General features: G+C 50.4%; 21 protein-coding genes. 8 read left to right on the top strand and 13 right to left on the bottom strand.

All coding sequences use genetic code 11. The annotated features are described in order from the left end of the window. Positions 1 to 57: 57 nt before the first annotated feature. Positions 58 to 372 (bottom strand): LysM peptidoglycan-binding domain-containing protein, encoded by a 315-nt coding sequence (locus AC5FX6_RS16840; protein ID WP_493598125.1) that lies wholly within the window; start codon positions 370 to 372, stop codon positions 58 to 60. A gap of 207 nt (positions 373 to 579) precedes the next feature. On the opposite strand from AC5FX6_RS16840, the gene AC5FX6_RS16835 reads away from it, so the two are divergent. Beyond that, positions 580 to 1,002 carry a lipocalin family protein gene (locus tag AC5FX6_RS16835; protein ID WP_493598124.1) on the top strand — a complete coding sequence of 141 codons (423 nt, stop codon included), beginning with the start codon at positions 580 to 582 and terminating at the stop codon, positions 1,000 to 1,002. Between the two features lie 126 nt (positions 1,003 to 1,128). On the opposite strand, the gene AC5FX6_RS16830 is transcribed toward AC5FX6_RS16835, so the two are convergent. The 3 genes from AC5FX6_RS16830 to dxs all read right to left on the bottom strand — a co-directional run bounded on the left by AC5FX6_RS16830 (position 1,129) and on the right by dxs (position 5,668). Further along, entirely contained in the window at positions 1,129 to 2,286 is a 1,158-nt protein-coding gene (locus AC5FX6_RS16830; RefSeq protein ID WP_493598123.1) for an MFS transporter, read from the bottom strand. A 253-nt stretch (positions 2,287 to 2,539) separates the two neighbouring features. Continuing rightward, positions 2,540 to 3,319, bottom strand: coding sequence for an alpha/beta fold hydrolase (locus tag AC5FX6_RS16825; protein ID WP_493598122.1), 780 nt, complete (start codon positions 3,317 to 3,319; stop codon positions 2,540 to 2,542). Between the two features lie 432 nt (positions 3,320 to 3,751). Then, the gene (gene dxs / locus AC5FX6_RS16820; protein ID WP_493598121.1) at positions 3,752 to 5,668 is read right to left on the bottom strand and encodes a 1-deoxy-D-xylulose-5-phosphate synthase; all 1,917 of its coding nucleotides are present in this window, start codon (positions 5,666 to 5,668) and stop codon (positions 3,752 to 3,754) included. A gap of 387 nt (positions 5,669 to 6,055) precedes the next feature. Here dxs and AC5FX6_RS16815 point away from each other — a divergent pair, with 387 nt between their 5' ends. From AC5FX6_RS16815 to chrA, 4 genes are all read left to right on the top strand, one after another. After that, on the top strand, positions 6,056 to 6,826 hold the full coding sequence (locus AC5FX6_RS16815) for a segregation and condensation protein A (RefSeq protein WP_493598120.1): 771 nt from the start codon (positions 6,056 to 6,058) through the stop codon (positions 6,824 to 6,826). Positions 6,827 to 6,944: 118 nt separating this feature from the next. After that, positions 6,945 to 8,027 (top strand): lysylphosphatidylglycerol synthase transmembrane domain-containing protein, encoded by a 1,083-nt coding sequence (locus AC5FX6_RS16810; protein ID WP_493598119.1) that lies wholly within the window; start codon positions 6,945 to 6,947, stop codon positions 8,025 to 8,027. A 155-nt stretch (positions 8,028 to 8,182) separates the two neighbouring features. Next, the gene (locus AC5FX6_RS16805) at positions 8,183 to 9,325 is read left to right on the top strand and encodes an FAD-dependent monooxygenase (RefSeq protein ID WP_493598118.1); all 1,143 of its coding nucleotides are present in this window, start codon (positions 8,183 to 8,185) and stop codon (positions 9,323 to 9,325) included. A gap of 105 nt (positions 9,326 to 9,430) precedes the next feature. Beyond that, the gene (gene chrA, locus AC5FX6_RS16800; RefSeq protein WP_493598117.1) at positions 9,431 to 10,783 is read left to right on the top strand and encodes a chromate efflux transporter; all 1,353 of its coding nucleotides are present in this window, start codon (positions 9,431 to 9,433) and stop codon (positions 10,781 to 10,783) included. 82 nt (positions 10,784 to 10,865) lie between these two features. Here the strand turns inward: chrA and AC5FX6_RS16795 are convergent, their stop codons facing one another. The 3 genes from AC5FX6_RS16795 to AC5FX6_RS16785 form a co-directional block, all read right to left on the bottom strand. Further along, the gene (locus tag AC5FX6_RS16795) at positions 10,866 to 11,408 is read right to left on the bottom strand and encodes a GNAT family N-acetyltransferase (RefSeq protein ID WP_493598116.1); all 543 of its coding nucleotides are present in this window, start codon (positions 11,406 to 11,408) and stop codon (positions 10,866 to 10,868) included. Between the two features lie 93 nt (positions 11,409 to 11,501). Beyond that, positions 11,502 to 12,407, bottom strand: coding sequence for a restriction endonuclease (locus AC5FX6_RS16790; protein WP_493598115.1), 906 nt, complete (start codon positions 12,405 to 12,407; stop codon positions 11,502 to 11,504). Positions 12,408 to 12,594: 187 nt separating this feature from the next. Beyond that, entirely contained in the window at positions 12,595 to 13,584 is a 990-nt protein-coding gene (locus AC5FX6_RS16785) for an aspartate-semialdehyde dehydrogenase (RefSeq protein ID WP_493598114.1), read from the bottom strand. A 324-nt stretch (positions 13,585 to 13,908) separates the two neighbouring features. Between AC5FX6_RS16785 and AC5FX6_RS16780 the strand changes: the two genes are divergently transcribed. Further along, positions 13,909 to 16,533 carry a lamin tail domain-containing protein gene (locus tag AC5FX6_RS16780; protein WP_493598113.1) on the top strand — a complete coding sequence of 875 codons (2,625 nt, stop codon included), beginning with the start codon at positions 13,909 to 13,911 and terminating at the stop codon, positions 16,531 to 16,533. 233 nt (positions 16,534 to 16,766) lie between these two features. On the opposite strand, the gene AC5FX6_RS16775 is transcribed toward AC5FX6_RS16780, so the two are convergent. From AC5FX6_RS16775 to AC5FX6_RS16760, 4 genes are read right to left on the bottom strand one after another with little or no spacing between them, the layout of a single operon-like run. Continuing rightward, on the bottom strand, positions 16,767 to 18,203 hold the full coding sequence (locus tag AC5FX6_RS16775; protein WP_493598112.1) for a TolC family protein: 1,437 nt from the start codon (positions 18,201 to 18,203) through the stop codon (positions 16,767 to 16,769). Between the two features lie 4 nt (positions 18,204 to 18,207). Next, positions 18,208 to 19,563, bottom strand: coding sequence for an HlyD family secretion protein (locus tag AC5FX6_RS16770; protein ID WP_493598111.1), 1,356 nt, complete (start codon positions 19,561 to 19,563; stop codon positions 18,208 to 18,210). 2 nt (positions 19,564 to 19,565) lie between these two features. Continuing rightward, positions 19,566 to 21,305, bottom strand: a complete 1,740-nt coding sequence (locus tag AC5FX6_RS16765; RefSeq protein ID WP_493598110.1) for a peptidase domain-containing ABC transporter — start codon at positions 21,303 to 21,305, stop codon at positions 19,566 to 19,568. Positions 21,306 to 21,314: 9 nt separating this feature from the next. Continuing rightward, a complete protein-coding gene (locus AC5FX6_RS16760) occupies positions 21,315 to 22,001 on the bottom strand; it encodes a TetR/AcrR family transcriptional regulator (RefSeq protein ID WP_493598109.1) in 687 nt (228 codons plus the stop codon). A 247-nt stretch (positions 22,002 to 22,248) separates the two neighbouring features. Here AC5FX6_RS16760 and AC5FX6_RS16755 point away from each other — a divergent pair, with 247 nt between their 5' ends. Both AC5FX6_RS16755 and AC5FX6_RS16750 read left to right on the top strand, forming a co-directional pair. Further along, the gene (locus AC5FX6_RS16755) at positions 22,249 to 23,025 is read left to right on the top strand and encodes an oxygen-binding di-iron domain-containing protein (protein WP_493598108.1); all 777 of its coding nucleotides are present in this window, start codon (positions 22,249 to 22,251) and stop codon (positions 23,023 to 23,025) included. A gap of 90 nt (positions 23,026 to 23,115) precedes the next feature. Continuing rightward, a complete protein-coding gene (locus tag AC5FX6_RS16750; protein ID WP_493598107.1) occupies positions 23,116 to 24,381 on the top strand; it encodes a DEAD/DEAH box helicase in 1,266 nt (421 codons plus the stop codon). 31 nt (positions 24,382 to 24,412) lie between these two features. Here AC5FX6_RS16750 and AC5FX6_RS16745 read toward each other — a convergent pair whose 3' ends face one another. Then, a complete protein-coding gene (locus AC5FX6_RS16745; protein WP_493598106.1) occupies positions 24,413 to 24,775 on the bottom strand; it encodes a c-type cytochrome in 363 nt (120 codons plus the stop codon). Further along, positions 24,772 to 26,175, bottom strand: coding sequence for a PQQ-dependent sugar dehydrogenase (locus AC5FX6_RS16740; protein ID WP_493598105.1), 1,404 nt, complete (start codon positions 26,173 to 26,175; stop codon positions 24,772 to 24,774). The genes AC5FX6_RS16745 and AC5FX6_RS16740 overlap by 4 nt, the downstream gene beginning before the upstream one ends. Between the last annotated feature and the right edge of the window lie 292 nt (positions 26,176 to 26,467).

The raw sequence follows: 26,467 nt of genomic DNA, 5'->3' as shown, positions 1-26,467 counted from the left end.
ACAAAAACAGCCGGCATCTGCAGAAGCCGGCTGTTTCTATTTTATAGCAAATGCTGTTTAGGTTCTCGGAATTCTAAAGCGCTGTCCCGGACGGATCAGGTCTGGATTTCCGCCGATAGTATCCTTGTTTGCTTCATATATTTTGTTCCAGGCGTTGGCATCACCGTAGAGTTTCTTGGCGATCTTGGAAAGTGAGTCGCCACTCTGCACGGTGTATACATCCTGGTTGGCACTTGGATCTGTTACCTGCTGCTCGTCTTTGTTGGTAAAGAACTTATGGTCCTCGGACTGGCCGGGCACCTTGTTTACCTGGTCAGAGCTTTTCTTGACAGGCTCTTGTTCCCCTTTTTTAAAAAAATCACGCAATCCCATATCTTAATTTCTTATGATGTCAGTAAATAGTTTTCGGTTGCAGCCATAAAAGCGCAGCTGCTTAAATAGATACGCCAAATGGTGCGCATAGTTGTACCGCCAGATGACAGGTATAGTGTATCAACTTTCATGTACTTTAACCGTAATCAATGCACGTCTCTTTGCATAAGCAGGCGCAGGTATGTATAACTATAAACTATGAATAAAATGAACAGGAATCTGAAACAGTTAAAAGGTCTCTTTACTTTTATGATGGCCTTCGTGCTGATGGCTTTTATGGCGAGCTGCGGCGGCGACAAAGACAATGCCGGCAATGCCAACATGATCTCAGGTGGCAGCAGCAAAACCTGGAAAGCTGACAAAGAGTTGACAGCCGCTGGCGACAAAGACAAGCTGACACAGGAAGAAAAGCAGGAAACGATGCAGTTTTACTCGGACGGCCGCTTTGCGATGGGCGGTGGTGGCTCACTCCAGACGGGCACCTGGACCTATGACCAGGCAGGCAGACGTTTATCCCTTACTTTTGAAGGCGCCGATGTATCGCAAAACTTTACAGTAGAGAAGCTGACAGACAAAGAAATGCACCTTGTGGCGGGCGATGGCTCGAAAATGGAGCTGAAGGCCGAATAAGGTACAGACTTCAAGTATATTTTGAACAGGAAAGCCGGTCTGTCATAGGGCTGGCTTTTTTGTTGGGTAGACAAACAAAAGGTATAAGCTTTCAAATCAAGTGTAGCGGTGGAAAGGCATTGCCTATTATACCAAGCGGCGTAGTGCCAGTAAACCAAGCGCCGGACCGAAGGCCAGCAACGCGAAGGTATAGTACAATGGCATTTGTGTGAGTAGAAAGCCTGTTAGTTGAATGCTGACTACTGTAATCGCAAAACCAATGGCCACTACGATGGTCAAGGCTGTGCCAACTAGCTGGGGAGGGGCAGTCTGGGCGGTTAGAGCTGAGAACTGCGGCGAATCCCCGGCCACTACGATTCCCCAGAAAAGCAGAAAAGGAATGATCAGTTGCGGCACATCCAGCTGCAGCACGACCAAGGAAAGCAGGCAGCACAGACCGGAAAGCAATAACTGCACAAAAGCTACCCGGGCACTTCCCCATACCTGTGATAGATAGCCCCCACCTATACAGCCTACGGCCCCAGCTGCAATCACGGCAAAGCTATAAGCCGACACTTCACTGGTGGTAAGCTGTGGAACTGCCAGCGTCAGAATCAGGGGCGTGAAAGCCCACAAGGTATAAAGCTCCCACATATGGCCAAAGTACCCAAAAGCGGCCGACCTGAAGCTGGGATCCCGAAAAGCCAGCAGCATATTGTCGATTTTGAAGGTGGCTCCTTTCTTCAGGTGCGGTCCGTCGGGCACAAACAGGTATAGTAGCAAGCCGCCTGCCACTGCCAACGTGCTTACTGCAATCATGACCTGCTGCCAGGGCAAGTCAGCGCCCAGTGCCCGGATCAGATGAGGAAAAGCAGTCCCCAGTACCAATGCGCCTACCAGGTAACCAATGGCCTTGCCCAATCCGGTACTATACCAACTGGCTGCTATTTTCATTCCGACAGGGTAGATGCCCGCTAAGAGAAAACCAGTCAGCGCCCGCAATAGCAGGACAGCATATAGGTCTTTGGCGGCAAACACGACCAAGACATTGGCTGCAGCGCCCAGCAAAGCACAGAGCATAAAGAGCAGTCGTGGCGATACCCGGTCGGCCAGCGAAAGAAAAGCGAACACGACCGTGCCCGCTATAAAACCCAGCTGTACCGCCGAAGTCAACAAGGCCAATGCGCCATCCTGCAACTGCAAAGAAGCCTGTAGCTCGGGCAGCACAGCATTGCCGGCAAACCACAGCGAAGTACCCGCAAACTGCGAAAACACAATGGTAGGAAGAATGCGGGAAGGAGGCATGGGGAAGTTAAAGAGTTTTGGAGTTGAGGAGTTTGAGGGTTAAAAAGGTAGAGCGTCCGGATATTTACATAGGGGCCTTATCCCAAAGTATTTTCAGGATTGTTAATGCTGGGGGAGTAGTTCTAAAGGTCTACTATGGCATATTGAAATTTGGGGTTGTTTCATTTTGATGTCTTCGTGCCGCGTTGCAATCCGGTTTCCGGGACCTACCAATTCGTGCTCCCAGCAGTGAGCTATTCACTCAATCTACCACTCACCCGTAAATGGTTTCTGCGAATTTCTCAAGCGCTTTGCGGGTTTCGTAGGTGCGCTCGAACATGCCCATATGACCGGTTTTGCCGAGGAAATAGACCATGCTATTGTCTGGCAGATGACATTGCTCCAAGGCTTTGTCTAATGGCACAGCACCGTCGTCTTTTCCGAAGATGAACAGGACAGGAAACCTGACCGCTGCCAACACATCTGTTCTGTCTTTGCGGTCGCGCATAGCTGCAAGACCTTCGGTCACGCTCTCTTTTGGTGTATTGGTGCCGATTTTCTTCATCAGCGCGATTTCCTTTCTTAGCCTGTCACGATTTTCGCTGTAAAAGAGTGGCTCAATAAAGGACTGCATGAACTTCTCGACACCGTGTTTCTCCACAAAATCAATGGTCTTGTTGCGGTTTTCTTTCTTCTCGTCGGTGTCGGGGAGGGCAGAGGAGTGGAAGAGACAGAGGCCGCTGAGCATGCTGCCGTACTTCTCCGCAAAGGCCATGCTCACATAGCCGCCCATAGAATGGCCTACCAAGATGCACTTTTTCACGTTGAGCTCATCCAGCTTTGTTTTCACATAGTCGGCCATACCTTCCATGCTATAGTCGGCTATCTCTTGGGTGTTTTCACCGAAGCCGGGTAAGTCTAAGGCTATGGTCCTAAACTTCTGCTGCAATGGTTTGCTGAAGTCAGTCCAGACCTCTGTGCTCTCGCAGAAACCATGCAGAAAAACAAGTGTGTCGCCAGAGCCAGCGGAGGTATAGGTGGTATGCTTTGTCATAGTTAGTGGTAGTCATGTGTAGGGACAGGTCGCGACCTGTCCAAATCGTGCACAAATATGCTTGGTGGTATAAATGTATAGGTTGGAACGTGTATCGCAAAGGATAATTTCTTGTTTCATCAAATAGGCTATACCACGGACAGGTCGCGATCTGTCCTTACAGCAGAGGCGGTTCATTCTACTTTTTTGTCATCCCAGAGGGATCTTGGTTGAGAGGCCCCCTGCCTCCGGACGTAGCAATGGCTTAACCTCCTTGGGGTAGAAGCCCTATCTTTTAACCAAGTTTCTTTACAGAATGGCAGTGAGTTTTGAGCCTATTCCCCCAAGAAAAAATCGGACCTGTCCCTACAGGAGAATAAAAGACAAACCCCGCAGCTCCTAATGAACTGCGGGGTTTGTCTTATGTCTTTTATAAAAGAACCGTTGTCTAATTTAAACCTTTACCGCTACACCGATCATTTCTCTGACAGTGTTCTCTATAGCAGTTGGGTCGAAGCCGGCATCGCGGTGCAACTCCAGCTGTGATCCATGCTCGAATATCTGGTCAGGCATGCCAAGACGCTTCACCTGGGAGGTATAGCCGTTGTCTACCATGAACTCCAGTACAGCGCTTCCGAAACCACCTTGCAGACAGCCGTCTTCCACGGTGATCACCTTGCTATATTTCTGGAAAATGTGATGCAGTAGCTCCTCGTCCAGCGGCTTGCAATAACGCATGTCGTAATGGCCTGGGTTGACGCCTTCGTAGCTCAGTTTCTGACAAACGTCGACAGCGTAGTTACCGATGTGACCAAAAGTCAGGATCGCTACTTCTTCGCCTTCCTGCACGGTACGGCCTTTGCCGATTTGCTGCAGTTCCAGCGGAGTGCGCCACTCTGGCATTACACCCTCGCCACGCGGGTAACGGATCGTGAACGGACCAGCACCTTCCTGTGAGGCCGTGTACATCATGTTGCGCAGCTCCTGCTCGTTCATAGGGGCAGCTACCACCATGTTCGGGATGCAGCGCATGTAGGCAATGTCGTAAGCACCGTGGTGCGTCGGGCCGTCGGCACCGGCAAAACCGGCACGATCGAGGCAAAACACCACATGCAGGTTCTGAAGGCACACATCGTGCACCACCTGGTCGTAACCGCGCTGCATAAACGTGCTGTAGATGTTGCAGAACGGCACCAAGCCTTGCGTGGCTAGGCCAGCAGAGAATGTCACCGCATGTTGTTCGGCTATACCTACGTCAAAAGCACGGTCCGGCATGGCCTTCATCATAATGTTGAGCGAACAGCCAGACGGCATCGCAGGCGTTACACCCATGATCTTGTCGTTCTGCTCGGCCAGTTCTACCATGGTATGGCCAAACACATCCTGGTACTTTGGAGGCTGTGGGGTGTCGTAATGTTTCTTATAGATCTCGCCTGTAATCTTGTCGAACAGACCTGGCGCATGCCATTTGGTCTGGTCTTTCTCAGCGAGGGCAAAGCCTTTTCCTTTCGTAGTGAGTACGTGCAGGATCTTCGGACCAGGTATACGCTTCAGGTCTTCCATTACCGACACCAGATGGTTGATGTCGTGCCCGTCGATTGGGCCGAAGTAGCGGAAGTTAAGACCTTCAAACAGGTTGCTCTGCTTCGATAGCGTGGCTTTGATGCCGCTCTCGATCTTAGAGGCAATGTGTTGTGCGTTGGGACCGAATTTGCTGATCTTACCCAATACATTCCACAGCTCGTCGCGTAGCTTATTGTAAGTGCGGGAGGTGGTAATGTCGGTCAGGTATTCTTTCAAAGCACCCACATTCGGGTCGATGCTCATGCAATTGTCATTGAGGACAACCAGCAGATTAGCATTGGTAGCGCCGCCGTGGTTGAGGGCTTCAAATGCCATACCACCCGTCATAGCACCATCGCCGATCACGGCAATGTGGTGACGGTCTTCTTCCTGCTTGTATTGGGAGGCTACAGCCATACCCAGCGCTGCCGAAATAGAGGTGCTCGAGTGGCCTACGCCAAACGTATCGTATTCGCTTTCTTTTCTTTTAGGGAAACCAGAGAGTCCGCCGTACTTGCGGTTCGTGTGAAAATTATCGCGGCGACCAGTCAGGATCTTGTGGCCGTATGCCTGATGTCCTACATCCCATACCAGTTGATCGTAAGGGGTCTGGAACACATAATGCAGTGCTGTAGTCAATTCTACCACCCCAAGGCTGGCCCCAAAATGACCGCCGTGGATCGATACCACATCGATGATGTATTGCCTTAACTCCTGGCATACCTGCAGCAGTTGCTCTGGCTTCATTTTGCGCAGGTCAGCAGGTGTGTCAATGGAGGCAAGGAGCTCTCCTGGTTTGATGATCATAGAAATGTCTTTATTATAGACTTCCAACAAATTTTTCGGGCAAAAGTTTGCATTGCGCAAAATACAATCGGCCGGACAAAACGTAAAGTTAGCAAAAATCAGAACACAAGCTGCTATTTCTCCTCCCTATCCTGTCAGGGCAGCCCACGGTGGTGTATGGTGTAAGAGTGGTAAGTGGCTGAGGGCCAAGAATGATTGCGCCCGATGGAACTTAACAGCAATCATGCCACTTGATAATGCTACACTTATACAGTTGTAAGTTTATTTTGTTCGGAAATCAAGCTGGTGTGACCCTTACAACGTGTCCGGTGAGCTGCTATTTCATCCGAATAAATTAGTATTTTTGTCCATCTGCTGTGATCAGCGCATTAACCAAAGGCCAGAGAAGTGAGTTTCGAAATAAAATTACCGTTGTTTGAGGGGCCATTTGACCTGCTGCTCTTCTTTATTGAGCGTGACGAACTGGACATTCACGATATTCCGATCTTCCAGATCACCAACGAGTTCATGGGCTACCTGCGGGAGCTGGAGCAGCTCAACATTGAAGTAGCGAGCGACTTTATTTTGACAGCCGCCACTCTCATGCGCATCAAGGCCAAAATGCTACTGCCCCGCACCGAAAAAGACGAGCAAGGTAACGAGATTGACCCGCGTCAGGAACTCGTACAGCACCTGTTGGAGTACAAGAAGTACAAAGGGATACTCGGCGACCTGGGGCAGATGGAAGATACCCGCCTGGCACAGGAAAACCGGGGCAATGTGCACGAGGAACTGCAGCAGATCGCCAATGCCAACCACTTTGAGTACGAGCTGCAGGACTTGAGCCTCTACAAACTAATGCGGGTGTTCGACAAAGTAATGCACCGTTTTGAAGAGGAGCAAAACCGACCGAAGCACACCGTACTCACCTATCCTTATACCATAGAGGAGCAGCGCGATTATATTAGCCGTGTGATCGAGGAGAAAAACCAAATAGCTTTCTCAGAGATCATTTTGGCCTTCCCTGATAAGATTGGTATGATTTTCAACTTTCTGGCGATCCTGGACATGCTGCAGCTCAACCTGATCGGTATAGAGGTAGGTGATGGCTTCAATGACTTTGTGATCACCAAAGCAGAAGGACAGGCAGCCCAGGTGACACAGCTCATACTGGAGTAGCAATTCTTTAAAATCCTTAAAAAGCCGAACTGTTTGCCCCGAGTTGCCGAATAGTTAAGTAGTTTTGCACGTCAGCTGCTAAGAGCAAGCGCCAAAGAGCTGGGTTACGATTGCCTGCATGGATCAGAATAAAAAGACCATACTTAAGAACTTCAGTCCGATCAAGATCCTGATTCCAGTGCTACTGGGTTTAGGCGCTACGGCCTGGCTGTTCATTAAAGACGATAGGCTCAGTGATCTGAAAGGTATAGCCGACGCTAACTGGTGGTGGCTGGCCGCTGCGCTGCTCGTGCTCGTGATCCGCGACCTGGGCTACATGTACCGCATTCGCAGCCTCACCGACAAATTTCTGACCTGGCGCAACAGCCTGGATGTGATCATGCTCTGGGAGTTTGCCTCGGCCATTACCCCCTCGGTAGTGGGCGGCACCACCATTGCCACCATCGTGCTCAACAAAGAAGGTATACCGCTGGGTAAATCGCTGGCCTACGTGATGCTCACGGCCGTGCTCGATAACATGTTCTTCATCATCGCGGCCCCTATCGCGCTGCTGGCTACGCAGGGGGAAGTATTTCCTGACTTTGGCCTGTCCGCTTCGGATGTCAATGCACTCAAGACCGCCTTCTACATCAGCTATACTCTTATTGCCGTCTATACCTTTATCATGATCTATGCCCTGTTCGTGCGTCCGCGTGCTTTCAAGTGGATCCTGCTGAAACTGACTGGCTGGAAACTGCTGCGCAAGTGGCGTGTGAATGCCTTCCACCATGGCAACGAAATTGTTTGGGCGTCGCAGCAGCTTCGCGGTAAAGATTTCAACTACTGGGCACGCGCCATTATCTCGACCATCTTCGTGTGGAGTGCCCGCTACTTCCTGCTCAACTGCCTGATCGCCGCCTTTACAGACGTGACGCTGGGTGAGCACATGCTTATCATTTCCCGCAACCTCATCTTCTGGATCGTGATGCTGGTGGCTATAACCCCGGGAGGGGCCGGCATAGTCGAGATGGCTTTCCCAAGCTTCTTCGGCTTGTTCCTGGGCCGCTTCAGCAATGTTGTGGTAGTGCTCTACCGTCTTATCACTTACTACCCATACCTGGTATTGGGCTCTATCTTCCTGCCGAAGTGGGTGGCGAAGGTATTTGGCCGCTCTTCAGTGGTAGAAGAGGAGGTAAGCTACCACGACGCCTCTGCCAAGTAAGTTTTTGCTTGACAAAAGATGCCTTGGAAACCGGAAGACTTGCTTAAAGCTAAGGTTGTTTTTGAGAAATCTCTCTTGTAAAGTAGTCCCTCGACAAATCAAATAAGCCGCTTTTTTTGTTCTAGCAGTATACACTAAGATAGACAGCTGAAAGTATGAAAGCCATTGTAGTAGGAGGTGGAATCGGAGGTTTGTGTGCGGCCCTTGCGCTGCAACAGGCAGGTATAGATACCGTGGTATACGAAGCGGCACCCAGGTTCAAGGGGCTGGGGGCAGGCGTAGGACTGGCTGCTAATGCGATGCAGGGGCTCCAGAGGCTCGGCGTGATGGACGATGTGGTGGCAAGGGGCAAACAGCTGGATGCACTCGTGATCTTCGACGAGCATGGCCGTGAGATCAGCAACATGGACACCCGCCGCCTGAGCAGCAAGTATGGGATCAGTAATTTTGTGATACACCGTGCTGACTTGCATGAGGTACTGCTGAGCCACCTCCAACCTGACACCGTGGTGCTGGGCCACCGCTGCGAGAACATAGCGCAGGAAGGAAACAAGGTAGTCGCTTTTTTCACGGATGGAAGTCACGCAAAAGCCGATCTGCTTATTGCCGCTGACGGTATCAGCTCCGTAGTGCGACAGCAACTTATACCTGAGAGCATACCCCGCTACGCCGGCTATACCTGCTGGCGTGCCGTGATTGATAATCCGGGTGTGGAGATCAACAACATGATATCGGCTGAGACGTGGGCGCCCCAGGGCAGGGTAGGGATAGCGCCACTGCAGGGCGATAAAATTTATTGGTATGCCTGCATCAACGCTCCGCAGCGCGACGAAAAAATGCGCCGCATGACCCCCGAAAAACTGGCCCGCCATTTCGAAGCAGTGCATTCGCCTGTAGAAGCTATCCTGGCCTCTACTTCACAAGACCAACTCATCTGGAACGACATCGCTGACCTGAAACCATTGAAGCACTTTGTGTATGGTCGTATTGTGCTGCTGGGTGATGCCGCGCACGCCACCACACCTAATATGGGGCAAGGCGCTTGTCAGGCCATAGAAGATGCGGTGGTATTGGCACAGTGCCTGCGCCAAAATCCGGAGTTAGCGATGGCTTTGAAAAAGTATGAAGAGCGTCGCAAAGCCCGAACCACGAAGGTTATTGAAATGTCACGCAGGCTGGGTGAAGTTGCCCACTGGCGCCATCCGCTGCTAGGCAAGCTCCGAAACACGCTTTTCCGTGCCATGCCTGGTTTTGTGACGCAGCGTCAAATGGAGGATTTGTACCGGGTGGATTTCTAAGGTATTCAAGTGTGAAAGAGCTGCTATTTCACCAGAGAGGAGGGGCTCTGTAATATCTAATCCTGCGTATACCGGGCTGCTGGAATCGCTATCTATATACTTCGTATGCAAGTCGACTTAAATGCTTTAGAATCGCAGGCCATTGATAAACCCAGTTTTAAGGAAGCTTTCTTCTTTTGGCTAAAGCTAGGCTTTATCAGCTTTGGCGGACCAGCAGGCCAGATTGGGATTATGCACGAGTTTGTGGTAGAGCAGAAAAAATGGGTATCAGATTCCCGCTTTCTACACGCGCTGAACTACTGCATGTTGCTCCCTGGCCCGGAAGCGCAACAACTGGCTACGTACATTGGCTGGCTGTTGCATGGCGTGCGGGGTGGATTGGTGGCAGGTATTCTCTTTGTACTTCCTTCTGTGTTCATCCTGTTGGGGCTGAGCATTGCCTATGTGACATACGGCAGCATACCTTGGGTAGCTGCTCTGTTCTATGGATTGAAGCCAGCAGTAGTAGCTATTGTTGTGCTGGCTTTGCTTAAAATTGGCAAAAAGGCGCTTGTCAGTTGGCTGCACTATGTGCTGGCATTGCTCAGCTTTGTCCTGATTTACTTTCTCAATATACCTTTCCCCTTCATCATTTTGGGTGCCATCCTGGTTGCGGTGTTAGTGCTGCGCTACTTCCCGTCCGTGCTTCGGCAGCGTGGTTCTGAAGAAAAGAGAGCCGCAAATGAATCCGGCTATTATATCAATGCCACTACTTTAGAACAGGGTAAGGCGTTTAACTGGCGCCATACGGTGATTCAGGTGCTGAGTGCCTTGCTACTCTGGGCCGCGCCGTTTGCCGTCTTTCAGCTTGGCTTTCCTGATGCCGCATTCTGGAATAAGCTCTCCATTTTCTTTACGCAGGCTGCACTGGTTACCTTTGGGGGTGCCTATGCAGTGCTGCCCTATGTGGCGCAGGTGGCCGTAGAAAAGTTTAACTGGCTCAGCAGCCTGGAGATGATAGACGGACTGGCACTCGGCGAAACCACGCCCGGCCCCTTGATTATGGTGTTGGCCTTCGTGGGTTTTATGGCAGGGTATAATCACTTTTCCAGCTCCCTACTCATGGGCTCGCTGGGGCTGTTTGCGACGACGTACTATACCTTCCTGCCTTGCTTTCTTTTCATCCTGGTAGGGGCGCCTATCGTGGAAAGGACCCATAGCAACGCCAATGTAAAGGCGGTGCTGAGTATCGTGACGGCTGCTGTGGTTGGGGTTATTCTTAACCTGACAGTCTATTTCGGCAGAGCTGTAGTGATAACAGACGGAGGTGCAATGTGGGGTATCGACTTCTTTAGCCTTAGTTGGATTCTCGTTTCCATAGTGGCTATGTATCGTTTTAAAATAGGTATGATCACTTGGATAGCTGTGAGCGCCTTGGCGGGTTTGGCGATGTACCTGGTAGGTTATTATCAGCTTTGAGCAAATATATTTTTAGCTGATTCTCACAGTTTCTAATCATTTAAAATCTAAGCGCCAAGCTTGTGGAGAAGGGGAAAGAATGCTACTGCAGCGTGGCAACAGGTATACCTGCTTTTGGGTGCTCCAGCTTCCAGTAAATGACTTCATCATCTCTGACCAGTTCCTGCATGCCTAGTTTCTCGAGTATCCGGATAGAGGCCGTGTTTTCTAAGAGGCAACTGGCCGTCACTGCTTTCACCCCATTTTGCTGGAATGCCCAGTTCACCAAGGCCTGCGCCGTTTCCATGCCATAGCCTCTTTGGTGCTCTTGTTCAATAATGGAGTACCCGATATCAACCACACCTTCGGCATTAGGCGGTCCTTTAAAGCCCGCGTCACCTATCACAGTGCTATTGCGTTTCAGCACAATCATCCACGATTCAAAACCGGTTGGCTCCTCCACCTCCTGCAATCTTTTGATGATCCGGGGCAAGGTATCCATGCTTTCCTGATCCGGCCAATAAGGCGTAATCTGCAACCCAAGATATGCAAGCACACCATTGTCACGGGCATAAAGCGTTCTGGCCGCTTCAAGCGTGAAAGGTATCAGCACGAGCCTTTCGGTGTGGATATATTGGAGTTTCATGGTAAGAGTGACGTGGCTGTTTTGGATTAGCGACCCAAACATTTGTAAGTACGGATTGCAAACCACGGAGACAAGAATTTAAGTTGATCTCTCTTAATCTTTAAACTTATTAAAATAAGACAGATCAACTTCATAAACAACTTTAGGCTTGAGCCCAAGTTCAACCTTTTCAAACATCTTAATCAGTTTCTGCCCATCAACAAGTTCTATCTGTGGTGCTCCGTCTCTATTGGCCTCTTTTACAGCTTCGTTTGTAAAGGTGCCAGTTGTCATGATGATTCCTTTTTCAGCTCTACCGATCATAGCGTTGCGGAAATCGCCAACATGCGCTCTTGATACAGAGCCCTTATACCTTTTACATTGAAAAAGGACTTTAAAGCTTACGAAAGGGTTAATTTCCAGAATGCCATAGCCATCAATTCCTCCATCGTGTGAACCTCCTGTGACTTCTACCTTTTCAAAGTCATGCTCTCTAAGAAGTTCTTTACATACTCGTTCAAATCCTGAAGGAGACAGACTTTGAAGTACTTCTAGTAAATCCCCCTCCGCATTGAGTTCAACTTCTTCAGGTGAGTGTTCTTGCTGTTCTACAATAACGTCAGCTTTGTTTTTGTTTTTTCTAGCCTGCTGATTTATTTCTACCCACTTAAGGAAGATTTCATGTGCCTGTTCGTAAGTTAAATGTGTATTCTTGCCTTTGTCTGTTAATTTCCAAGTGCCTCTTATTGAGGAGTCAAGCAATCCTTCCCATATAAGATACTGCCTTGACCAAGCTACCTGATTGTGGAACCTATTAGTGCCTGACTTCAGTGTTTCATCCAAAAAGGCATCATCTAGTTTAAGCATTTCGGCAATTTTAGTTGACACTTCTTGTGGCTTACCTGAGTAACCAAGTTCACGAAGGGCATCTAATAATGGACCAAACCAGCGAACAAACTCCGCCTGCCTTTTAGATTTCCCTTTTTTAGTACGAGGTTTTATAGATGCTTGAATGCTCATTTTCGAAGATAAATGATAGGTGAAAGTAATATAGGAATAATAAGTTTTACTTGAATAGGCTTTACGAGAATTTGTTGTTCACCTTTAAGAAGCAACAAAAAATGGGAGCCTTTAGAGCTCCCATTCAAATAAAGACATTATTTTATTTTCTAATACTTTATACACATTTTGTGAAATGCTATTATACCTAAACTAGTTCGTGCTTCACCAAATACTCCGCAATCTGCACGGCATTGGTGGCAGCGCCTTTGCGCAGGTTGTCCGCTACAATCCACATGTTCAAAGTTCTTGGCTGAGTTTCATCCAGGCGCACGCGACCTACGAGCACTTCGTCTTTGCCGTGAGCATCTTTCGGCATCGGGTATTGTAGGTTTTTCACGTCGTCCACCACTTTCACACCTTCTGTCTCGCTCAGGATGCGGTATACCTCATCCAGTGTGAAATCCTTCTCGAACTCCACATTCACCGACTCCGAGTGACCACCCATTACAGGTATACGCACCGCAGTGGCTGTTACCCGGATAGAGTCGTCGCCCATGATCTTCTTGGTTTCGAGGATCATCTTCATCTCCTCTTTGGTATAGCCGTTGTCCTGGAACACATCGATGTGCGGCAATACGTTCAGGTCGATGGTATACGGGTAAGCTTTCTCGCCTTCCTTGCCTGCACGCTCGTTCATCAACTGCTCCACTGCTTTCACACCCGTACCCGTCACCGACTGGTAGGTGCTCACCACAATGCGCTTCGCCTTCAACTCTTCGTGCAGCTTGTTCAGGGCCACTACCATCTGGATGGTCGAGCAGTTCGGGTTGGCAATGATCTTATCTTCTTTGGTCAGCTCTTTGGCGTTGATCTCAGGTACCACCAGTTTCTTGGTCGGGTCCATGCGCCAGGCCGACGAATTGTCGACTACCACAATGCCTGCTTCGGCAAACTTAGGAGCCCATTCAGTAGAAGTACTTCCTCCGGCTGAGAAAATCGCTATTTGCGGGGCAGCCGCAATCGCGTCCTGCATCCCGATCACCTTTATCTGTTTACCCTTAAACTCTATCTGTTTACCAACAGATCTCTCAGAAGCAACCAACAATAATTCCGTTACCGGGAAGTCACGCTCCGCCAGTACTTTCAAAATCTCGCCGCCCACTAGTCCAGTGGCGCCTACTACTGCTACTTTCATTGTTTAGGGTATATATATAATTGTTAAATATGTGAATTTATGGGAGTTAAGTGGCTGCTTATAGTCTGTTGCTGTGCGAAGGCTATACCTAAAAGCAAACAAACACAAATCGTCCGCCTTCGTGTTACTTGCTAACTCCCAAACTCTTAAACTCCCCTAACTAACTCGTTAAGGTCCCGTAAAAGTTCTACATCTTACAAAAGTGGCCAGCTCCAGTGTCTTCACATTTCGCTGAGCTATTCCTTTTGCGGCTGCGAAGTTCGTAAGTTTTCACCACAATATCTGCGCATGAAACAAACTTTACGCCAAGCCCTTAACAAAATTATGAAAGCCATTCTCTACCTGATTTCCCCTCTTCTCACTCAAAAGGGAACAGTTGTAGCGCTTCTTCTACTCTTGCCATACCTTGCTTCCGCCCAGCTCCAGGACGATTTCTCTGATGGTAACTTCACGCAAAGCCCCACCTGGACGGGAGATGTGAACAGCTTTATCATAAACGCCCAAAACCAACTACAAAGTAGTGGACCAGCGGTGACGGGTACTGTGCTATACCTGGCCACGCCCTCTCAAGCAGCAGTAGGCACGACATGGGAGTTTTGGGCCAATTTGCGACTCGCTACTTCTGCCAGCAACTATGCCGACATCTACCTGATGGCAGACAAAGAAGAGCTAAAAGCCGCTGATGTAAATGGCTATTTTGTACGCATCGGTAATACGGCTGACGAGGTGAGCCTTTTTCGGAAAGATGCCGGCCGCACGCCCGTTATGATCATCAATGGTGAGGACAAGACCGTAGCGACGTCCAACAACATCGTGCGGGTGCGGGTAACAAGGAGTCTGGATTATACCTGGCAGTTGGAGATCGACGTGACCGGATCGGGGCAGAGCTACAGGAGCCAGGGCACGGTAACAGATGCTACACATAGGCAATCGGCTTATTTCGGGGTGCTGGTCAGGTATAGCTCAGCCAATAGCCAGCGGTTTTACTTTGATGATTTCCGGATAACAGACACAAATCCACCGGTACCGGAGAGTGCCCAGCCACTAAGCACGCATACCTTGGAGCTGCGCTTCAACGAACCGCTGTCGCAGCAGCAAGCCACTAATCCCGCCAACTATACCTTGAATGGTGCTGCCAAACCTACTTCAGTTGAGCTCACAGCAAGCGGCACCATACTTCTCTCTTTTGCGCAGTCGCTGCGGAATGGTCCCAACTCGATAGCGATTGCAGGTATAGCCGATCTGTATGGCAACACCTTGCCAGGTCCAGTGGAGCTGACCTTCCAATATGCACTGCCGCCCGTGTTACCGGGGTATAACGAGTTACTGATTACTGAGATCATGGCCCGCGAAACGCCGGCCATTGGCTTGCCTGCCGTAGAATATATTGAATTGCACAACCCAACCGAGAAAGTACTTACGCTGCAAGGTATACGCTATTCTGATGCGACCTCCACCACGACTCTGCCAAACACACTGCTGCAGCCCGGCGAGTATGCGGTCGTCGTACCCAACACGCAGGTAGCGAACTTCTCGCAATATGGCCGCGTGATTGGCATTAGCAACTTTCCGAGCCTCAACAATACCGGCGAACTTTTGCAACTGCGTCAACCCAATGGCCGCCTGGTCTATGCCGTGAGCTATAATGATGCGTGGTACCGCGACAATACCAAACGCAACGGCGGCTGGAGCCTGGAGATGATTGATGTAAGCAACCCCTGCACTGGTGCCACTAATTGGATTGCTTCTGTCGACCCGCGCGGTGGTACACCCGCTCAGCCCAATTCTGTAGCAGCTTCTATACCTGACAACACACCACCTATTTTGCTTAGTGTGACGGCACTTGCACCCGAACGGCTGCTACTCCGTTTCAACGAACGCCTGGATAGTGCACAGGTCGCTGACGTGAACCGCTATACCTTGAGCCCGTCAGGTCAAGGTATAGCTAGTGTCCAGGTCGGTTCGCCCATGTTTGAGGAAGTGATCTTACAACTAGCCAGTCCCTTGCAGGAGCGGCAGCGCTATACCTTGACCGCCACAGGCATACGCGACTGTGCTGGCAACCTGAGTTCAGGCTCGCTCACGGCTGCGTTTGCCTTGCCTTCTGTGCCGGAGCCTGGCGATGTGGTCATCAACGAAGTGCTGTTCAACCCCAGACCTGGCGGAGTGGACTTTGTGGAAATTGTTAACCGCAGCGATAAATTCATTAATCTGCAGAACTGGCAACTGGCCAACATTAGTAATGATAGTGTGGCTAACAGAAGAGTGATCACAACAACCCCCTATGTACTGGCTCCCGGACAATATGCGGTGCTCACCATCAACCCGGAGAATATCAAAGCCAATTATCCTGCAGCACGTGAAGAGACATTCCTGCGGATGGCTTCGCTGCCTACTTACCCAGACGCTGCTGGTTCTGTTGTGCTGTTGCAATCTGACAGCCGTGTGGCCGATCGCTTTGACTATAACGAGCGCATGCACTTCAGCCTGATCGATGACCGTAACGGCATTTCACTGGAGCGCATCCGGTTGGATGGGCCAACCACGCCTGCCAATTTTCATTCAGCGGCTACTTCTATGGGGGCAACGCCTGGCTATCTGAATTCGCAGTCGCAGCCAGGTATGGCAGCACAACGCATGTTCACGGTTGAGCCCAGGGTTTTCTCCCCTGATGGCGATGGTTACGAAGACTTTACCACCATCAACTACAGCACTGACCAGACAGGCTTTGTGGCAAACATCACCGTGTTTGACGCACAGGGGAGGGAAGTGCGTAAACTGGTGCGAAACGAACTGCTCGCTTCCAATGGCTTCTTTCGCTGGGACGGCACCCGGCAAGACGGTACCAAGGCAGGTATAGGCTATTACCTATTTTACATCGAGCTGTTTGGCCTGGACGGACAGAAAAGTGTGCACAAAGAACGGGTGGTGATAGGGGGAAGACTCTAGTGAGTTAGAAAGTTGGGAAATTAGAAAGGTAGAAAGTTGCCTGTAGTGACGATAGACCATATTGTCTTGATGGGATGGCAAACTGCTTTTTAAGCAGGTATACAAGCTACCTTTCAAACTCCAATTTTAACTTCTTAAACTAACTTTTTTAGAGTGCAGCTAAGTGTGTTAGCAACTTTGTTGATAACACACACTTATCCACATATGTTTGCTACTTTTTTTAGAATATCGGTTTAGTCTTGCTGCATATTGCCGGCTGACCAGTAAAGCTGCGCTTTGACCTTGGCGTATTTGCTGCGCATATCATAAAGCTTGATCTGTGACTCTAATAGCTTTTGCTCGCGGGCATTGATCAGAAAGATAGAGCTTTCACCTGCCCGAAATTTTGCAATTTCACCCTCTTGTAAGATCCGGGCATTTGCTACCATCTGCTCTTGCAGCGCAATCTGCTCCTCTAATGCCAGCCACTCATTGTACACCATCTGCACTGCGTTTTCAATAGCCCGCAAGGTAAACGACTGTTGAAAACCTACTTCCTGCTGCTTTATTTTGGTGAGTTGCAGCTTTCCTCTTTCCTGTCGCAAAAAGAGCGGCTGGCTGAAGCTAATGCCCACTTTGTAATTGTTGCGCATATAAGGAGCCTGGAAAGCTTCTCCGTTCATAAAAAAATCGCTCTGTAGCAGGTTGTACTCGACATCCAGTTTCGGCTTGAGCTTGTCAGCAGCAAAGCGGCGCTCCACTTCCAACTGCTGTCCCTTCAGGTCTAGTTTGACGATGTCGGGGTGGTTGACCTTGGCTAATGCAACTAACTCTTCCAGGTCCTCAGGGCTGAGTGGGTCCAGTTCGGTGCCGGCTGCAGAGGGTACTGCATTGGCGGCAAGGGCCAGCGGCTGATTGCCCTCGCTCCAGAGGTGCATTTCGACCCTCAGCTTGCTGTTGTAGTACTGTTGCAGGGCAGCGCTGAGCAATACCCGTCGGTTCAGTGCCTCAGTTCGTGCCTCTACTGTATCAATCGCGGCCAGGTCGCCCTGACGTGCCCGCTCGTTCACAGCAAGTGTACGGACCTCTGCAAGTTCCAGCGCCTCGCGGTATACCTGCACTTCATTGTAATAATAAAGCCAGTCCCAGTAGTCTTTGGCAACGTCGAGTAGCAACTTGTTGACCAGCTTGAGCCGATCAGCCTCGGCCATCTGAGGGAGCAACTGTGCCTGCCGCACAATGGCGCGTCGCTCGTCCATGAACAAGCCCTGACCTAAGGGAATGGCTATACCTGCGTAGCTAAGTCCATTGGATGGGGTGTACTTTTCCGGGTTCAGGTAGGGGCCATCGTTGCGCTCATATCCGGCCAGCAGCTGCGGACCGAACCAAAGCGGGACACGCAAGCTGTTGTTCCAGTAGGTATAGTACTCCTTGTCCGAAAACTGCTTTTCGCCATACTTGCTGCTAATGACAGGATCAAATCCACCACGGGCCATGCGTATTTCCTGGTCGGCCTGGCGGGCGAGTAGTGCTGCCTGAGCCGCCAGTGGGTGATGGGCCAGTACTTGCTCATAAAGCGAATGCATAGTCAGTACCCGCACTGAGTCAACTGACTGGGCTTTGCCCGTTCGGGCTATACCTGTCAGGTAAAGCAGCAGCAGCGAAAAGACTAAAAAATGATATCTCCTCATGTACTTATTTCTCTTCTTTGGTCTTGGTGTTAGCACCGTTTACTGGAAGGGATCCCGTATAGTCAGGCGGGAATCCGTTGAGCTGACGCCACAGTTCGTACCAGATCGGCACCGTGTTCAGCATAGCCCAGCCCTGTACGCCCGAGCCAATACGGATCGCCTCTGGCCATTCTTCCTGTTCCGGGTCCTGCACTACCAGCATACGGTACAAACCATTGGTAGCAGTATTATCGATTACAGCCACTTTGCCACCGAACGTACCGAAGCCCAGGTTAGGCCAGCCCGAGAAGACGAGCGCCGGCCAGCCATCAAACTGCAGACGTACCGGTGCGCCACGGTAAAGCAGGGGCAGGTCCATGGGCTGAACATACAGCTCTACTGCCAGGCGCGGGTCCTCAGGCATGATAGTGGCGATGGCTTCCCCTTCTTTGATGTTTTCCCCTATACCTGCACGGAGCGTTCGCACGAGATAGCCCGTTTGTGGGGCAACTACCTCGTAAAAAGTGCTGCGCACCAGCGTGCTGCTGTATTCGCTCCGCAACTTCGATAAATCCCCGATCGTGCTGTACAGGTAAGCCTGGTTAGAATTAAGTTCCGACTCTGCCTTAGCCAGCTTATCGGCATACTCCGCCTGTAATGAGTTGAGCTCTGTAAAGGCATTCAGGAGCTCTGCCCGGGAACTGCCCAGTTTGTTCTCGTTGGCGATCAGCTTGGCCTCTGCCTCCTGTAGTTTCAGTCGGCGGGCTTCCAGCTCGGTCAGCGATTTCAGGCCCTGCTCATAAAGCGCCTCCTGTCGGGCGTACTGGTTGCGGGCTATTTCTAACTCTACCCGCTGTGCCACTACATCCGCACTGTCGCTCTGCACTTTCAGGCGTGTCTGGGCTATTTTATTGCGGCCCTTTTGTAAGCTGAACTGCAAACCCTCCCGCAGGGCCTGTATTTGGTCCTGCAGTGCTTCGGTTTTGGCTCTGGTTGCAGTGGCCGCTCCTTCTTTGGCCTGTACCTGTTCGTCCAGGCGGTCGAGTAGCTGGGGGTCAAAGAACTTCTCTTTCACCTCCGACAGGCTTACAATCGTGTCGCCTTTCTGCACCAGTTGGCCTTCCTGCACATGCCAGCGCTCTATGCGGCCGGCTATGGTGCTCTGCACGGTTTGCGGACGGTCCTCTGGGTTAAGGGCTGTGAGGGTGCCGCGGGATGATATATTCTGCGTCCACGGAAGGAACAGGATCAGAATCATAAAAAGCACGATACCCGATATCCAGTAAGCCAGGGTGCGTCCGAGCCTCGGTGTGCGCACCATCTCCATTGCTTCCATGGCCCTGTGCTCCCGCGATGGGGTATAAGGATCTTTCTCTTTCATGTTTATACAGTCAGATTGGCCAGTTGCTGATAAGGTATACTGTTGCTAATCTCTTCGAAATTGCCGTTTGCCACGAGCTTACCTTCTTTTAGAAGAAGCGTCCGGTCGCAGATGGCCATCACTTCCGGATCGTTTGAAATAATTAGGAGCGTCCAGCTGAATTCCTGTGATGAGAGCATTTGAATGAGGCGTAGCTTTTCGTGCTTCTCCATGCCTCCCCAGAAATCGTCGAGGAGCAGCATTTTAGGGCGTAGCACCAGGCAGCGGGCCATGATGATCTTGCGCGACACACTGGCCGGGAGCCGGATGCTGCCACCCGTCAGTTCAGTCTGAAAGCCGTCAGGCAGTTCATGTATAAAGTCAGTCAGGCCTACGTTGTCTGTTGCCCAGATCACGTCCTCAATCGGCACATCAGGTATACCCAGCGTGATGTTCTCCAGAATAGTACCGTCAAAAACCTGCTCTTTGGATGTGTTGTCACCGATCAGGCGGCGCATGCTGTTTTTGTCGAGGTCACGCATCGAGAGGTTATTGTAAGCGACGCTGCCTTCGTAGCTCTCATACAAGCCAAGCAGCAATTGGCTAAGCGTGGACTTGCCAGACCGGTTGAAGCCCGCGATACATATCCGCTCAGAGGCCAGTACATCAAACGAAACACCGTCAATGGCATATTCTTCTACACCAGGGTAGCGGTAGCGCAGGTTCTTTACCTGTATCGATAGTCCTTGTCCTTTGTTTGGCATGGGCACACCGCGCTCTTCTTCCAGCGGCATATCGGTTACCTGTCCCAGCTTATCGAGGCTGGCAAGCATGTCATAGATCGTGTCGAGTTTGATGATGATCTTCTCCACGGCTGTCATGATAAGGATGATTACGATCTCGGAAGCCACAAACTGCCCGATGTTGATCTCCCGTTGGATAACAAGGATAGCACCCAGCACCAGCAAGCCCCCTGTAATCACGGTTTTGAAACCCACAAAGCTAAAGTACTGCGTCATCAGTACCCGGAAGTGCTGCTTGCGTGCCTTGAGGTAGCTGGTGACAAAGCCATTGGTTTTCTCGGTAGGTAGCTCTGACTGACCGCCTAGCTTGAAGGTGTTCATGGAGCGGGCCATCTCCTGAAGCCAGGCAACCAGCTTATACTTGTACTTTGACTCCGTAATACTGGTATCAACGCCGCGCGGGCTGGTGAAGTACAGGATACCGATCAGCACAATGACCAGGATCATGCCGAATACAATGAAGTAAGGATGGTAGAACGACAGCAGGATAAGTCCGAAAACGATCTGTATGGCGGAAGTCGTGAAGTCAGTCAGCAGCTTGGCCATGGACTTCTGCAACGAGACAGTATCGAAGAAGCGGTTCATCAATTCCGGAGGGTAGTAGCGGTGCAGGGCTTCAGACTGCAGGCGAGGCACGCGGTGGGCAAAGTCGAAAGCCGTACGCGCAAAAATGCGCTGCTGGATATACTCCACCAGCCACAACTGCATGATCTGCATACCACCCACAATGAGCAAGCCCAGTACGATCAGGGTGATCAGCACAACGACTGAAACCGTGATCTGACCACTCGAAATAAAAGCGATGATACTCTGAATCCCCAGCGGCAGCGAAAGACTGATAAGACCAGCCACGATCGCGTAGATGTACAGGTAGACGATCTCCCGTTTCTCTGCAGCAAGAAGCTGCCAGAAACGCTGCATCGGGGTGTAAAGTGGTTTATGTTTATACGCTTTGTTCATGTGTCTGCATTATCTTTTCTGGTCAACTGCCGCGAAAACCAGATGTTTTAAAAAAGTGGCTGTTTCTACAGGGCACCGCTGTGCACCCCTGATCTCAGTAAGCGAAGGCAGATGCTCGGCAAAGAACACTTGCTGGTGAGCTGCCTCCATGATCGTGCTGATAAGGGAATGCGGATAAGGGTAGTCTGGGTTGATATCCAGTACCATCCCGGCTATGTGGTGGCACAGGCGCTTGTACTCCAAAAAATAACCGTCCTTGTTATCATCATCCACTTCCTTGGTCAGGTATACCTTGGAGGCCTCCACTATCACGATCCTGTACAGGGCGCTCTCGTTGATGTGTGGTGTAGCAGGGTTGTCAATGCTGGAGGATGTGATCACGTCTATGGCCCGGCTCAGTCGCTCCCTGGGGTCAGCTATGTTGTTGGTGTGGAACAATACAAAGTGGTCGAGCCAGGCCCAGTGCCACGACACCAGGTATACGAGCAGCTTGTGCTTGTTCTCAAAGTAACGGTAGATGGAGGCTTCTGTAGAACCCGTCTCAGTAGCCAGCTTCCGAAACGTAAACTGCTCAAAGCCCAGTTCGTCGATCAGTCGGATGCTCTCATTGATGATACGGCGGCCAAGCTCCGTATGCTCCGGGTCGCGCACATAAGCCTTGTGTGTGAGGTTTATTTTAATGCTGCTAGTGTTCATGGATCGTTTTCATTTGTCGGGTATAGGCTGCAGTATCTGCCTAAGGTTGCATTCAGTCTCGAACTAACCTGTATTCGAGATTCAGTACTGCAAAGTTATAACAACTTTCTTTTATAATAGTAACACTATCAAAAAAGTTTATATTACTTATGATTTTATTTTGTCCTGTAGGCAGTCAATCTTCAATCAACGTATAATAGCAGGTATAGCCTTCTCTTGATATGTGTAATCTTTAAAGCCTTTCGCTATGGTCTCTATTCATGAAATTGCACCGGACGTATACCGCATTGGAGTGTATGTGCCTGATTATAACATGCAGTTCAATCATTTTCTGATTAAAGATGATGCGCCTATGTTGTATCACACAGGTATGCGCATGATGTTCCCGATGCTGAAAGAGGCTGTCGCCAGCCTGATAGATCTGAGAAAATTGCGCTGGGTGGGCTTTAGTCATTTTGAGGTGGACGAATGCGGCTCGCTCAATGACTGGCTCGAAGTGGCGCCGCATGCACAGGCAGTTTGCAGTGAGATCGGGGCAATGGTAAACATGGGCGATTTTGCCATCCGGCCAGCCAGAGGGTTAAGCAAAGCCGATGTGCTGGAGACAGGCCAGTATAGCTATCGGTTTATACCTACGCCCCATCTGCCGCACGGCTGGGATGCGGGCGTGCTGTTCGAGGAAAAGAGCAAGACCCTTTTCTGTTCCGACCTTTTCCATCAGGATGGTAACGGAACAGCGCTCACCGATCATGATATATTAGAAGAAGTGCGTGCCTCGCTTCGGGCGGGCCAATCCTCCCCGCTGCCTGACTACATGCCTTATACCCACAAAACCAAAGGGATGCTGCAGGAGTTGGCCGATCTGAAACCTACTACGCTGGCCATTATGCACGGGTCCTCTTACCGTGGTGATTGCGCTAAGGCTTTGCAGGAACTGGACGGCATTATGAAAGACGAACTGGGGCCAGGAGAGTTGGCTGGCCAGCAAGGGGAGGCTATGCCTGAGACTGGTGCCTCATTTTAGGCAGTCGCAGCAAATCAGAAAAAGAAGCCGTACCTTTGTAATTCGCTGCGGCCTTACGTAATGGTCTTAGCCTATTAGCAACACAACACCATGAAGTTCGAAGATTACCGCATATCCGACGAGATCAAGAAAAGCCTGGACAAGCTTGGTTTCCGCAAACCGACCGATATCCAGTTTAAAGCCATACCACCCATCATGAAAGGGGAAGACGTGCTGGCCATTGCCCAAACGGGTACGGGAAAGACCGCGGCCTTTGCTATACCTATACTTGACAGGTTGCAGTACGCCGTCAACCGGCGCCGCTCCGACGGAATCAAATGCGTAGTGATGGTGCCAACCCGCGAGCTGGCGGTGCAGATTACAGAGGTTTTCGAAGAGCTGGGACGACATACCCGCGTGAAGACTTTCTGCGTGTTCGGTGGCGTGGAGCAAGGACCTCAGATCGCCAAGCTCGAAGCAGGTATAGATATTCTGGTAGCCACCCCCGGCCGCCTGTTCGACCTGGTAAGCCAGGGTTACATTAGATTGGAGCGTGTGGAAGTACTGGTGCTCGACGAGGCCGATCATATGCTCGACCTAGGTTTCATCCACGACATCCGTCAGCTGATCACCAAGCTGCCCCGTAAGCGCCAGACACTGTTCTTCTCGGCAACGATCAATGAGAAGATCAAGGAACTGGCCTACTCCCTGGTGAACAAGCCCGTGCGTATCCAGATTTCTCCGAAAGATCCCGTATCCAAGAACGTGGATCACTCGGTGATGTATGTGGAGATGGACGAAAAGCGTTTCTTCCTGGAGCGAGTTGTGAAGGAAAATCCGGATAAGAAGATACTGGCCTTTGTGCGCACGCAGGTACGTGCCGAGCGTGTAGTAGCTGCTATGGAGCGTGTAGGTATAGAGGCACTGAGCATACACGGTGGCAAAGAACAAAAGGACCGCACCGACGTGATGAAGCGTTTCAAAAGAGGGGATGTCATGCTGTTGATCGCTACTGACGTGAGTGCCCGTGGTATCGATATTCCGAATGTGGACTATGTAGTGAACTACGACCTGCCCGATCAGCCTGAGAACTATGTGCACCGCGTGGGCCGTACGGGTCGAGGCACCGCCAAAGGTATAGCCGTGTCATTCTGCAGTTCCGAAGAGAAGCCGATCCTGGACGAAATTCAAACGTACCTCACCAAAGATATTAAAGTACTGCAACTCGACCCGGAAGACCGTGAAGCCACCATCGACTTCAGCCCCGAGGCCAAGTTCGACTGGAAAGCCCTGATGAAAGAAGCAGAGGAAGCAGAGTCGAAGGTGAAAGCCGCTAAATCGAAGAAAGCGAAAGCCAAAGCCAAGAAGAAGAAATAGCGAGTTATTGCTGATAAGTTAATGAAGCGTCTCAAGATGTTCCCTCTTTTTTCTTTTTGGCTTTGCGCTGTGCTTTGATGTAAGCCATCAAGTCATCCATTTCATCTGATGAAATAACCTCCTTCTTAAAGGCGGGCATAGCACCTAGTCCATTTCTGATCTGGAACCTGATCACAAATCCAGGAGCAGGCTTATCGTTTATGGCAGGTCCCAAGCCGGTTTCCCCACCCGGGTGACAAGCCTGGCAGTAAGTATTGAAAACAACCTCCCCCCTTGCAATGGCAGGCTCTGATGTAGGTACGGGTGCATAGGTGGGTTCGCCTCTTTTTGTGGTACCACAGGCTACGACGAACAGGATACTGAATAGGAGCAATAAGGTATAACGTAGTTTCATAGCTGTCTTTTATCTGTTCTGCTTACTTTCCAGATAACACCCGTCTTTTGTTGTGGGGCAGGTCCCTGCTCTGTCATTTGCATCACACCGAAGTCCACGATGTACAAGCTCTGTCCATCCGGTGAGAACTTAACGGCGATGGGTCTTTCGAGACCTCCATGTTTTAGCTTGGAGGCAGGCCCGTTTTCTTTGCCCTTGTTCACGGCGAAGTCTGTAATGTTGCCGTTACTGACGTCAACCCGCACTACTTTAAAGCCCACAGGATCCAGTACTTTCCCCACATTTGGCGCCATGTCGCCAAACTGAGCAATAAAAGCCTGGCCCTGATACCCAAAGCTCCCGTTTCTTGAAAAATCCATGCCGTTAGAGGAAGAATGCACGCCGAGTGTGGCTGTGGGCCTGGGTAGTTTGTTAGGGTGCCTGGCGAGTAAAGGTTTAGGAGCCTTTCCTCCGGGTTTCCCAAACTTTTCGCCGTCGAATGCCAGTCCGCCCGAGTAATCAGGCCAGCCGTACCAAGTGCCGGGCTGTACCTGCCAAAGATAATCGCCGGTTCCCCAAACGGGACGGCTACCTCTGTCGTCGTAGCTGTTATCGGTCACATAAAGCTTACCATCAGGGGCAAAGGCAATACCGAAAGGGTTGCGGAAACCCCATGCAACGAGCTCGGGAGTCCCACCTTCCAGTGGCACGCGCATGACCGCTCCGGAGCAAGGTACACTACCCTTGATCACCTGGCCTTCCGTAGTAGGTGAGCCATAGGGCGAGTAGGCACCTGTCACTTGTTGGCCTGGCTTATCGGGTAATGGACTCTCAGAGGTGAAGTTCTGCCCTGTCAGCGTAACATCGTCGCAAGGCACATCATGGTAATCAGGAAACCGTTTCAGCCATCCAAAATCAGCATTGTCGGTTCCCACTATACCTGCGTTTGTTGCAGTGCCCTGTCCGAAATAGATGTAGCCATCAGAGCCAACCACTAAGGCATCCGTATGATGGTCTCCAAGAGAAGGCATGCCTGCTGCTATCGTAGTGATTGAACCGTCAGGTGTTATCCGAAGAATTTTTCCGCCTTCCAATTGGCCGCCCTCTGACACATAAAAGTTTCCATTGTGAAAAGTGACCCCCGTCCAAGGACCGTTTTTCTGACCCGTCGCTATTTGTGTCAACCCGCCTCCTTGTTCCAGGCGCAGGAGCTTTGGCTCCAGAAAAACTTCACCATAAGCATAACCGGCTTCTATCACATAGGCCACGCCTTGCTCATCAAAAGTTACACTAGTAGGAAAGGTAAGTCCTGTAGCCACTGCTTCAGCTGTATAACCAGCGGGTAGTACAATGTCTGTCGCATTGACTGGCCTTGAGTCTGTTCTGATATCTCCCTGACCTCCGCCTTCAGACGATAGCATGCTATAACAACTACTCAGCCCAATAAGCATTACTAAAGGAATTGCGTAACGTTTTATCATAAATTTATGGTTATTGAATAGGATGTAACCAATTATAACGACTTGGTTTTTATAAAGTTGGAGCCTCAAATTTTGTAAATCTGAATCTTGTAATTCAGTGAAGTCGATGGGCGTCTAATACGAGAAGTGCTGGAATACAATTAAGGGTGTTTGTTCTGTCCTCCATGAAAAGAGACTAAATGGTGCACTAGTAGGAAGTGGTTGGTAGGACTACAAGCTATAATGGTGACTC

It is taken from the genome of Pontibacter sp. LHS2, assembly GCF_058932845.1.
Note: the sequence above shows the minus strand (reverse complement) of the source record. Positions and strands in the feature narration are given on the sequence as shown.

Excerpts from the sequence above, each read along its gene's own strand:
- AC5FX6_RS16840 (WP_493598125.1), bottom strand. The coding sequence starts at position 372 with ATGGGATTGCGTGATTTTTTTAAAAAAGGGGAACAAGAGCCTGTCAAG.
- AC5FX6_RS16835 (WP_493598124.1), top strand. The coding sequence starts at position 580 with ATGAACAGGAATCTGAAACAGTTAAAAGGTCTCTTTACTTTTATGATG.
- AC5FX6_RS16830 (WP_493598123.1), bottom strand. The coding sequence starts at position 2,286 with ATGCCTCCTTCCCGCATTCTTCCTACCATTGTGTTTTCGCAGTTTGCG.
- AC5FX6_RS16825 (WP_493598122.1), bottom strand. The coding sequence starts at position 3,319 with ATGACAAAGCATACCACCTATACCTCCGCTGGCTCTGGCGACACACTT.
- dxs (WP_493598121.1), bottom strand. The coding sequence starts at position 5,668 with ATGATCATCAAACCAGGAGAGCTCCTTGCCTCCATTGACACACCTGCT.
- AC5FX6_RS16810 (WP_493598119.1), top strand. The coding sequence starts at position 6,945 with ATGGATCAGAATAAAAAGACCATACTTAAGAACTTCAGTCCGATCAAG.
- AC5FX6_RS16805 (WP_493598118.1), top strand. The coding sequence starts at position 8,183 with ATGAAAGCCATTGTAGTAGGAGGTGGAATCGGAGGTTTGTGTGCGGCC.
- chrA (WP_493598117.1), top strand. The coding sequence starts at position 9,431 with ATGCAAGTCGACTTAAATGCTTTAGAATCGCAGGCCATTGATAAACCC.
- AC5FX6_RS16795 (WP_493598116.1), bottom strand. The coding sequence starts at position 11,408 with ATGAAACTCCAATATATCCACACCGAAAGGCTCGTGCTGATACCTTTC.
- AC5FX6_RS16790 (WP_493598115.1), bottom strand. The coding sequence starts at position 12,407 with ATGAGCATTCAAGCATCTATAAAACCTCGTACTAAAAAAGGGAAATCT.
- AC5FX6_RS16785 (WP_493598114.1), bottom strand. The coding sequence starts at position 13,584 with ATGAAAGTAGCAGTAGTAGGCGCCACTGGACTAGTGGGCGGCGAGATT.
- AC5FX6_RS16780 (WP_493598113.1), top strand. The coding sequence starts at position 13,909 with ATGAAAGCCATTCTCTACCTGATTTCCCCTCTTCTCACTCAAAAGGGA.
- AC5FX6_RS16775 (WP_493598112.1), bottom strand. The coding sequence starts at position 18,203 with ATGAGGAGATATCATTTTTTAGTCTTTTCGCTGCTGCTGCTTTACCTG.
- AC5FX6_RS16770 (WP_493598111.1), bottom strand. The coding sequence starts at position 19,563 with ATGAAAGAGAAAGATCCTTATACCCCATCGCGGGAGCACAGGGCCATG.
- AC5FX6_RS16765 (WP_493598110.1), bottom strand. The coding sequence starts at position 21,305 with ATGAACAAAGCGTATAAACATAAACCACTTTACACCCCGATGCAGCGT.
- AC5FX6_RS16760 (WP_493598109.1), bottom strand. The coding sequence starts at position 22,001 with ATGAACACTAGCAGCATTAAAATAAACCTCACACACAAGGCTTATGTG.
- AC5FX6_RS16755 (WP_493598108.1), top strand. The coding sequence starts at position 22,249 with ATGGTCTCTATTCATGAAATTGCACCGGACGTATACCGCATTGGAGTG.
- AC5FX6_RS16750 (WP_493598107.1), top strand. The coding sequence starts at position 23,116 with ATGAAGTTCGAAGATTACCGCATATCCGACGAGATCAAGAAAAGCCTG.
- AC5FX6_RS16745 (WP_493598106.1), bottom strand. The coding sequence starts at position 24,775 with ATGAAACTACGTTATACCTTATTGCTCCTATTCAGTATCCTGTTCGTC.
- AC5FX6_RS16740 (WP_493598105.1), bottom strand. The coding sequence starts at position 26,175 with ATGCTATCGTCTGAAGGCGGAGGTCAGGGAGATATCAGAACAGACTCA.